This is a genomic window from Myxococcus sp. AM010 (genome assembly GCF_013372585.1).
Classification (GTDB): Bacteria; Myxococcota; Myxococcia; order Myxococcales; family Myxococcaceae; genus Myxococcus; species Myxococcus vastator.
This window is the reverse complement of record NZ_JABXEO010000143.1, coordinates 1-9,921: the sequence shown is the minus strand read 5'-3', so window position 1 is coordinate 9,921 and position 9,921 is coordinate 1. Positions and strand designations below refer to the sequence as shown.

The 9,921-nt window shown below is 71.9% G+C and carries 1 protein-coding gene; it reads right to left on the bottom strand.

What is annotated here, in order from left to right; translation table 11 throughout:
• On the bottom strand, positions 1–9,921 hold a 9,921-nt coding region (locus tag HV826_RS34890; protein ID WP_176421344.1), incomplete at both ends, for a non-ribosomal peptide synthetase.

Below are 9,921 nucleotides of genomic sequence, written 5' to 3'. Positions count from 1 at the left end.
CCGCCCCCACCCCCATGGCCCTCAAGTGGTGCGCCACCTGGTTGGCCCTCGCCTCAAGCTCCCGGTACGTCAGCCGCTCCGTCTCGAACGCCACCGCCACCGCGTCCGGCGTCCGCTCCACCTGCGCCTCCATCAGCGCGTGAATCGTCGCCTCCGACGCGGGCGCAAGCTCCCGCCCCTGGAAGCCCTTCAGCACTTGCTGCTGCTCGTCCTCGGGCAGCAGCGGCAGGGCATGGATGCGCGTCCGCGGATCACGCACGACGGCCTCCAACAGCGTGTGGAAGTGACGCGTCAGCCGCTGCGCCGCTTCAGGCGTGAAGAGGTCGAGGCTGAACTCCAGCGCCCCCTCCAAGCCGCCGTCCCCCTGGTCCATCATCGACAGGGTGAGGTCGAGTCGCGCCGTCTCCGTGGTGGACCGCAGCGGCTCCACCGTCACGTCCGGCAGCGACGGCGGCTGCATGGGCGCGTTCTGCAAGGCGAACATCACCTGGATGAGCGGCGACCTGCCGCCGCCGCGCTCGCCACCAACGGCCTCGACCAGCCGGTCGAACGGCACGTCCTGGCGCACGTAGGCCGCCAGCGACTCCTCGCGCACGCGCGACACCAGCTCCGCGAAGGTCGGGGCTCCGTCCAGCCGCGCCCGCAGGGCCAGCGTGTTGACGAAGAAGCCCACCAGCGGCTCCAGCTCGGACTGCGTGCGGTGGGCAATGGGGCTGCCCACGCAGAAGTCCCTCTGGCCCGAGTACCGGGAGAGCAGGACCTCAAAGGCCGCGAGCAGCACCATGAAGAGCGTGGCCCCCTGCTCACGCGCCACCTGCTCCAGCGCCTCCACCAGCTCCGGCGACACCGTGAAGAACTGGCTCGCGCCTCGAACCGTGCGGGTCGTGGGCCGGCCCAGGTCGCCGTTCAACTCCAGCGCGGGCACGCCCTTGAGGTGGCGCTTCAGCTCGTCGAGCTGCGTCTGGATTCCCTGCGACTGCACCCACTGACGCTGCCACGCGGCGAAGTCCGCGTACTGCACGGCCAGGGGCGGCAGGGGAGACGGCTGCCCCTCACTGAACGCGGCGTAGAGCGCGGCGACCTCGCGCACCAGCACCCCCAGGGACCAGCCGTCCGAGGCGATGTGATGCAGGCACAGCAGCAACACGTGTTCCTCCGCGTCCAGCCGGAGCAGCACCGTGCGGAGCAGCGGCCCCACGGCCAGGTTGAACGGGAAGTGGGCTTCCTCCGTCATCCGGTGCCGCACGCGCGCCTCGCGAGCCGGCCCCTTCAGCGCGGACAGGTCCTCCACGGGCAGGTCCCAGACCTCCGGCGCCGGCTGGACCTGCTGCGTCGGCAGGCCCTCCGTCGCGGTGAAGGCGGTGCGCAACACCTCATGCCGCTTCACGACTTCAGCGAAGGTGCGTCGCAGCACGTCCACGTCCAGCGCTCCCGACAGCTTCAGGGCGAAGGGCACGTTGTAGACGGCCTGGCCCTTCTGGAGCTGCGACAGGAACCACAGGCGCTGCTGCGAGAAGGACAAGGGCAGCGCCGCTTCCCGGGGCACGGGGAGCAGCGGCGGCATCGCCGCGCGCGAGGCCTGCATCATCAGCGCCTCGACGCGCTCCGCCAGTCCCGCCAGCGTGGGGGCCTCGAACATCGTCCGCAGCGGGACCTCCACGCCAAGCGCCGCGCGGATGCGCGTCACCAACTGCGTGGCCAGGAGCGAATGGCCTCCCAGCTCGAAGAAGTCGTCCTGAGGTCGCACGCGTTCGACGCGCAGCACCTCCCGGAACAGCGTCGCCAGTTGCTGCTGGAGCAGGGGCAGCCCCGCCGCCTGCGTGTCCTCGGCGGGCGACAGGTCCGGCGCCGGGAGCGCCTTGCGGTCCACCTTGCCGTTCGGCGACAGGGGCAGGGTGCTCAGCGCGACCACGGCGTTGGGCACCATGTACTCGGGGAGCCGCTGGCGCAGATGCTCCCGAAGGGACGGGGTGTCCACGTCCTCCGGCGTCACGTAGGCCACCAGCCGCCGGTCGCCAGGGAGGTCCTCGCGCACCACGGCAATGGCCGTCTCCACCGCGGCGTGGGTCCGCAGGGCGACTTCAAGCTCCCCCAGCTCGATGCGGAAGCCGCGCAGCTTCACCTGGAAGTCCACGCGTCCCAGGAACTGGAGCGTGCCGTCCGCCTGCCAGCGCGCGCGGTCACCCGACCGGTACAGCCGGGCGCCCGGAGGCCCGAAGGGATGGGGCACGAAGCGCTCGGCGGTCAGCGCGGGCTGGCCCAGGTATCCCCGGGCCAGGCCGTCACCGCCGATGAACACCTCGCCCGGAACTCCCACGGGCACGGCCCGCATGTCGGGGGCCAGCACGTACACCTGGGTGTTCGCGATGGGGCGGCCGATGGAGACGGAGTCACCCACGGCGTCGCCCGGCGACATCCGGTGGCACGCGGTGAAGGTGGTGCCCTCCGTGGGGCCATAGCCATTCACCAAGCCCACGCCCTGCGCCAGCCGTTCACGGACGCGAGGCGCCGGCAGCACATCACCGCCCGCGAGGAGCTGACGCACCTTGCCCAGGGCCTCCGGCTGGTGCTGCTGCATCTGGTCGAAGAGCGCGGCCGTCAGCCAGAGCACGGAGACCTGATGCCGTCGCAGGGCCTGTCCCAGCTCGGCCAGGTCTGGCGTCCGCTGGGGATGGAGCACCAGGCGCGCCCCGTGCAGCAGCGCGCCCCAAATCTCCAGGGTGGACGCGTCGAAGGCCAGGGGCGCCAGTTGCAGCACCACCTCCGACGGCCCCAGGTCCACGAAGTGTGCGCCGATGAGCAGGCGCACCACGCCCCGGTGCGGAATGGCCACGCCCTTGGGCGTCCCCGTCGAGCCGGAGGTGTAGGTGATGTACGCGAGCTGGTCCGCTCCCACGAGCCCGCCCGTCACGGGCGTCGACGGCTGGCGCTCAATCCGCGCCCATTCGTCATCCAGAATCACGATGAGCTGCGAACCCGTGGGCAGCTCCTCCTCCAACGCGGACTCGGTGAGGATGGCGGCCACCCCCGAGTCCTCGGCCATGAAGGTCAGCCGCTGCGCGGGGTACGACGCGTCCAGCGGCACGTAGGCGCCGCCCGCCTTGAGGATGCCCAGCAGGCCCACCAGCAGGTCCAGCCCTCGGTGCAGGAAGACGCCCACGCGGGATTCGGCGCCCAACCCCAGCGAGCGCAGGTGGTGCGCGAGCTGGTTGGACCGCGCATCCAGCTCCGCGTACGTGAGCGTGCGTCCGTCATGCTCCACGGCGATGGTGAACGGCGTCCGCAGCGCCTGGGCCGCGAAGAGCGACGGCACCGTCGCGTCCACGGGGTAGGCGACCTGAGTGGCATTCCAGGTCGAGAGGACCTGCTGCCGCTCCCGGGCGTCCATCAGCGGCAGCGCGGAGAGCCGCTGCGCGCCGGCCCCGTCCGCCACCGCCGCCAGGAGCACCCGCAGGTGCGCCACCATCCGCCGGGCGGTCTCCGGGGTGAAGAGCTCCAGGCTGTACTCCAGTTGGCCTTCCAGCGCGCCGCCCCGGGACATCAACGACAGCGTCAAGTCGAAGCGGGACGTGTCCGTCGCGTTCTGCAGCACGTCGACGTGGAGCCCCGAGAGCGATGGGGCCCGGAGCAGGTCCGTGCTCAGGAGCACGAAGAGCGTCTGGAACAGCGGCGTCCGGGACAGGTCTCGCTCGCCGCCGACAGCGTCCACGAGCTGCTCGAACGGCACCTCCTGATGGGCGAAGGCCCCCAGGGCCTCTTCTCGGACCCGGGCCACGAGCTCGCCGAAGGTCGGGTTGCCGTCCAACTGGCAACGCAGGGCCAGCGGATTGACGAAGCAGCCGATGAGCCCTTCGAGCTCCGTCCGGTTTCGGGCGGCCACCGACGTGCCCACCGTGAAGTCCGTCTGGCCGGAGTAACGCGCGAGCAGCGCCTGCCAGCCCGCCATCAGCACCATGAACAACGTGGCGTTGTGGGCCGACGCCACCCGCTCCAGGCCCGCGACTTGCTCGGCGGACAGTGAGAAGAAGTGCGAGGCACCCTTGGCGCCACGGGCCGCGGGGCGCGCATGGTCGGTGGGCAGCTCCAACGTGGGAGCGCCTGCGAGCCGCGAGCGCCACCAGTCCAGCTGTGGCGTCAGCGCCGGGCCTTCCAGCACGCGCCGCTGCCACGCGGCGTAGTCCGCATACTGCACCGCCAGGTCGGGCAGCGGGGACTTGCGGCCCTGCGACAGCGCCTCGTACAGCGCAGCCACTTCCCGCACCAGCACGCCCATGGACCAGCCGTCCGAGACGATGTGGTGCATGCACAGCAGCAGCACCTGCGCGTCCGGCCCGGTGCGCAGCAGCACTGTGCGCAGCAGCGGGCCCTGCTCCAAATCAAAGGCGCGGTGAGCCTCTTCGGCCATGCGGGCCTGCACGGCCGCCTCACGGGCCTCGGGCGAAAGGCCGCTCAGGTCCTCCACCGGCAGTGCCCACTCAGCGGGGGCCGGGTGGATGCGCTGGGCGGGCTGGCCCTCTCTCGTGACGAAGGTGGTGCGCACCGCCTCGTGACGGCGGACCACCTCCGCGAAGGTGCGCCGCAAGGCTTCCACGTCCAGCCGCCCCGTCAGCCGCAGGGCCGCGGGCATGTGGTTGACGGCGAGCCCTGGCTGGAGCTGCTCCATGAACCAGAGCCGGCGCTGCGCGAACGAGACGTCAAAGGTCGCCTCACCCTGGGCAGGCCGGGGCAGGGACTCCAGGGGAGGCAAGGTGCGGCTCCGCGGCGCCGACTCCAGGCGCGCGGCGAGGCGAGCCACCGTCGGAGCCTCGAAGAACGTGCGGAGCGGCAGCTCCACGCCCAGCAGCGCGCGCAGCCGGGTCACGACCTGGGTGGCCAGCAGCGAGTGGCCGCCCAGGAGGAAGAAGTCGTCGTTCAGGCCCACGCGCTCCAGGCCGAGCGCCTCGCGGAACAAGGCCGCCAACTGCTGCTCCAGCTCCGTCCGGGGCGCCACGAAGTCCGCCGCCCCCAGGCTCAGGTCCGGGGCTGGCAGGGCCTTGCGGTCCACCTTTCCGGTCGGCGTCAGCGGGAAGGCGTCCAGCCCGACGAACGCGGACGGGACCATGTAGTCGGGCAGGTGCTGGTGCAGGTACTCGCGCAGCGAGGCCACCTCCAGCCGCGAAGGAACGACATAGGCCACCAGGCGACTGCTCCCGGAGGCGTCCTCGCGCACCACGGCCGTGGCCTCGGAGACGGAGGGATGGCCGCGCAGCACGGCTTCGATTTCACCCAGCTCGATGCGGAAGCCACGCACCTTCACCTGGTGGTCCAATCGGCCCAGGAACTCCAGCACGCCGTCCGGACGCCAGCGGACCCGGTCGCCCGTGCGGTACAGCCGGGCTCCAGGAGCGGCGCTGAACGGGTGGGGCACGAAGCGCTCGGCGGTGAGGTCCGGGCGGTTCAGGTAGCCGCGCGCGAGGCCCGGTCCACCCAGGCACAGCTCACCCGGCACGCCCACGGGCACGGGACGCAGCGCCGGGTCCAGGACGTAGACCTCGGTGTTGTCGATGGGCCGGCCAATGGGCACGGAGCGGCCCACCGCGTCCCCGGGCGACAGCGTGAACCGGGTGGCCACGGTGCTGCATTCCGTCGGCCCGTAGGCGTTGGTCAGCGCGCCGCCCTGTGCCAGCCGCTCCCGCGCCCGAGGGGCCGGCATCGCTTCGCCGCCCACCATCAGGTGGGGGACTCGCGCCAGGGCCTCGGGCTGGTGCTGCTGCAACAGCTCGAAGAGCGACGTCGCCAGGAGGAGCGACGACACCTTGTGCTCGACGATGAGGCGGGCCACCGCGTCTGGCTCGGGCGTGCCGGGCGGATACACGACGAGCTTGCCGCCGTGCAGCAGCGTGCCCCAGAGCTCCACGCTGGAGACGTCGAAGGCCAGCGGTGAGAGCTGGAGGGAGACCTCCGCGGGCGCCTGAGTCACGAAGCGCGAGGCCTCGCTCAGTCGCAGCAAGCCCTGGTGCGGAATGGCCACGCCCTTGGGCGTCCCCGTCGAGCCGGAGGTGAAGGTGGCGAACGCCAGCCCCTCCGGGAACGCGGGGACCTGCACGGCCTCCGTGGATTGACGAGCGATGTCCGCCGCATCGGCGTCCAGCGCCACGACGTGCCACGGGCCGTCCTTCAGCGAGGGCAACAGCGACTGCCACGTCAGCACCGCGGACAGGCGCGCCGTGGAGGACGCGTGCTCCAGGCGCTTCTCGGGCCAGGCCGGGTCCAACGGCACGTAGCAGCCACCGGCCTTGAGCGCGCCGAGCACCCCGATGACCAGCTCCAATCCGCGCGACGCGCACACGCCGATACGGGACTCAGGCGCCAGCCCCAGGGACACCAGGTGCCGGGCCAGCTGGTTGGAGCGAGCATCCAGCTCCGAATAGGTGAGCGAGCGGCCCTCGAAGGTCACCGCCACGCGCTCCGGCGTCCGCCGGGCCTGCTCCATGAATCGCTGATGGACCGTGGTGTCAGCGGGGTAGGGCGCGGCCGTATCGTTCCAGGCCACGAGCACCTCGTGGCGCTCGGCCTCGCTCCACAGCGGCACCGCGCTGATGCGGCGAGCCGCGTCCTCGGTGACGCCACGGAGCAGCCGCTGGAGGTGCTCCACCATGCGGCGCGCGGTGTGCGGCGTGAACAGGTCCAGGCTGTACTCGAGCTCGCCCTCCAGGCGTCCGCCGCGCTCCACCAGCAACAGCGTCACATCGAACCGGGCCGTGTCCGTGCCCGTGCGCAGCACGTCAACGGCCATGCCCGGCAGCGTGGGCGGCTGCATGGGGGCGTTCTGGAGGACGAAGGCGGCCTGGAACAGCGGCGTGCGCGACAAGTCTCGCTGGCCCCCCAGCGCCTCCACCAGCCGGTCGAAGGGGACGTCCTGGTTCGAGAACGCCGCCAGCGACTCCTCGCGGACGCGCGCCACCAGGTCATCGAAGCGCGGATCGCCGTCCACGTTCGCGCGCAGCGCCAGGGTGTTGACGAAGAAGCCGATGAGCCCTTCGAGCTCCGGCCGCGTGCGATGAGCCACCGGCGTTCCGACGCAGAAGTCCGTCTGGCCGGAGTAGCGCGCGAGCAGCGCCTGCCAGCCCGCCATCAGCACCATGAACAGCGTGGCCCCCTGCTCCTGCCCCACGCGCTCCAGCCCGGCCACCAGGGAGGGCGGCATCGTGAACGCATGGGTGGCGCCTCGCAGCGTGCGCACGGCCGGCCGCGGGTGGTCGGTGGGCAGCTCCAACGTGGGAGCGCCTGCGAGCCGCGAGCGCCACCAGTCCAGCTGTGGCGTCAGCGCCGGGCCTTCCAGCACGCGCCGCTGCCACGCGGCGTAGTCCGCGTACTGCACCGCCAGGTCGGGCAGCGGGGACTCGCGGCCCTGCGACAGCGCCTCGTACAGCGCGGCCACTTCCCGCACCAGCACGCCCATGGACCAGCCGTCCGCGACGATGTGGTGCATGCACAGCAGCAGCACCTGCGCGTCCGGCCCGGTGCGCAGCAGCGCCGTGCGCAGCAGCGGGCCCTGCTCCAAATCAAAGGCGCGGCGAGCCTCTTCGGCCATGCGGGCCTGCACGGCCGCGTCACGGGCCTCGGGCGCCAGGCCGCTCAGGTCCTCCACCGGCAGTGCCCACTCAGCGGGGGCCGGGTGGATGCGCTGGGCGGGCTGGCCCTCTCTCGTGACGAAGGTGGTGCGCACCGCCTCGTGACGGCGGACCACCTCCGCGAAGGTGCGCCGCAAGGCTTCCACGTCCAGCCGCCCCGTCAGCCGCAGGGCCGCGGGGATGTTGTAGGCGACCTGTCCCGGTTGCAGTTGCTCCAGGAACCAGAGCCGCTGCTGCGCGAAGGACATCGCCAGTCCTTCGTCGGCGGACGGGCCGCGCTCCAACGGCACCAGGGCCGGGACACCCGGAGCCTCGGTGAGTTGGGACAGCGCTTCGATGCGCTCCGCCAGACGGGCCACGGTGGGCGCGTCGAACAGGATCCGCAGCGAGATCTCCGTGTTGAGCTGCGCGCGCACGCGCACGACCACCTGCGTGGCCAGCAGGGAGTGTCCCCCCAGCGCGAAGAAGTCATCGTTCGCGCCGACGCGGGACTGGCCAAGAATCTCGCCGAAGATGCGCGCCACCTGCTCCTCGGTGGGCGTCCGGGGCGTGATGAAGGCGTCCGCGGCGCCCAGGCGCTCGGCCTCCGGTGCGGGGAGCGCCTTGCGGTCCACCTTGCCATTCGGAGACAGGGGCAGGGCGGGCAGCACCACGAAGGAGGAGGGCACCATGTGCGGCGGCAGCGTGTCCGCCAGCGCGTCGCGGAGGCGGCTCACCGCCCGCGCGCTCCGAGCCCCCCGCAGCGGATCGCTGACAAGGCCATCCCAGGAGGTGACCTGCTTCGGCTCGGGGGACAGGTCGAGCGTGTCCGCCTCACCGGGGCGCGCGAACACCACATCCAGCGCGCCATCTCGGTGCGCGGAGGCCCAGCTCACCCGGACCTCGTAGCCGAGCTCCGTACCCAGGGCATACAGGTCCTCGGGATCCACGCCGCGGGTCCCCGGCCAGTCACGCAGGGCCTCGCGCAGGCCCGCCACCGTGGGCGGCGGCGTGGCGGCCAGCAATTCAACGAGCCGGGTAGGCTCCCGGACGCGCGCGTTGGGGAGCCCACGCACGGCCAGCAGTCCGGGCCGCGCGCGCAGTTGCTCGCGCAGTCCGTCCAGGGTGAGGCCGGCGCCGTCCACCCAGTCCGGCTTCGTGCGCTGGGTGGAAGTCTCGGCGGCGTCGCCGACGTGGAGGACGACTTCGTAGCGGAAGCGGCTGAGCTCATTGTCGTAGCGCCCGTGCTTCGGCAGCACCTCCACCCGCTGGACGCCCGGGATGCGCGTCGGCAGGGCGGTGAAGAAGGCCGGGGAGAGGACCAGCTCCTTCTCCGCCAGGAGGTCGCGCTGGACGCGATAGGCGAACTGGGACGTGGCCACGGGGCCCGCGGTCCGGTGCAGGCGCACCGAGGCACGGAAGGCCTCGAGCAGCTCCAGGCTCCGCACGTCGCCCAGGAACACCCGCCCTCCCGGCTTCAGGACGCGCACGGCGCCGTGAAGCACGTCGAGCAGGAACTCAGGGCTGGAGAAGTACTGGACGACCGAGTTGATGACGACCGTGTCGAACGAGCCCGGCTCCAGGCCAGAGAAGTCGTCCACGCTCCGGTGCAGCAGGTGTACGGAGTCCAGGGCTCCGCCCATGCGCTCACGCTGACGCTCGATGCGGTCCAGCGCGGGCCGGGCGAAATCAACGCCCCAGTAGGCTTCGCAGCGAGGCGCCAGTCGGTACAGGAGGAGGCCGGTGCCGCACCCCAGCTCCAGCACCCGCTTGGGCTGGAAGCTGAGGACCTGCGCCACGGTGGTGTCCACCCATTCACGCATCTGTGTGGGCGGCAGTGGCTCGCCGGTGTAGCTGTCCTCCCAGCCGACGATGTTGAAGGTCGGGTCTTCGCTCTCCAGCGTCTCGCGTGCGTAGGCCTCGTCATAGATGGCCTGCCACTGGGAGGACGCGTCGACCTCCTGCGCCGCCGCATCGTCCAGGACGACGTAGGCCACCAGACGCTGGTCCCCCGTCGAATCCTCACGGGCCAGCACCACGGAGTCGCGGACGGCCGGGTCCGCGGCGAGCGCGGTCTCGACTTCACCCAGCTCGATGCGGAAGCCGCGCAGCTTCACCTGGAAGTCCGCCCGGCCCAGGTACTCCAGCGTGCCGTCCGGCAGCCACCGCGCCACGTCTCCGGTGCGGTACAGGCGCGCACCTGGAGTGCCGCTGAAGGCGTCCGGGATGAAGCGCTCCGCCGTCAACTGGGGCCGCTGCCAGTAGCCGCGCCCCACCTGCACGCCGCCAATGTGCAGCTCACCCGGAATGCCCACCGGCGTCGGCTGCC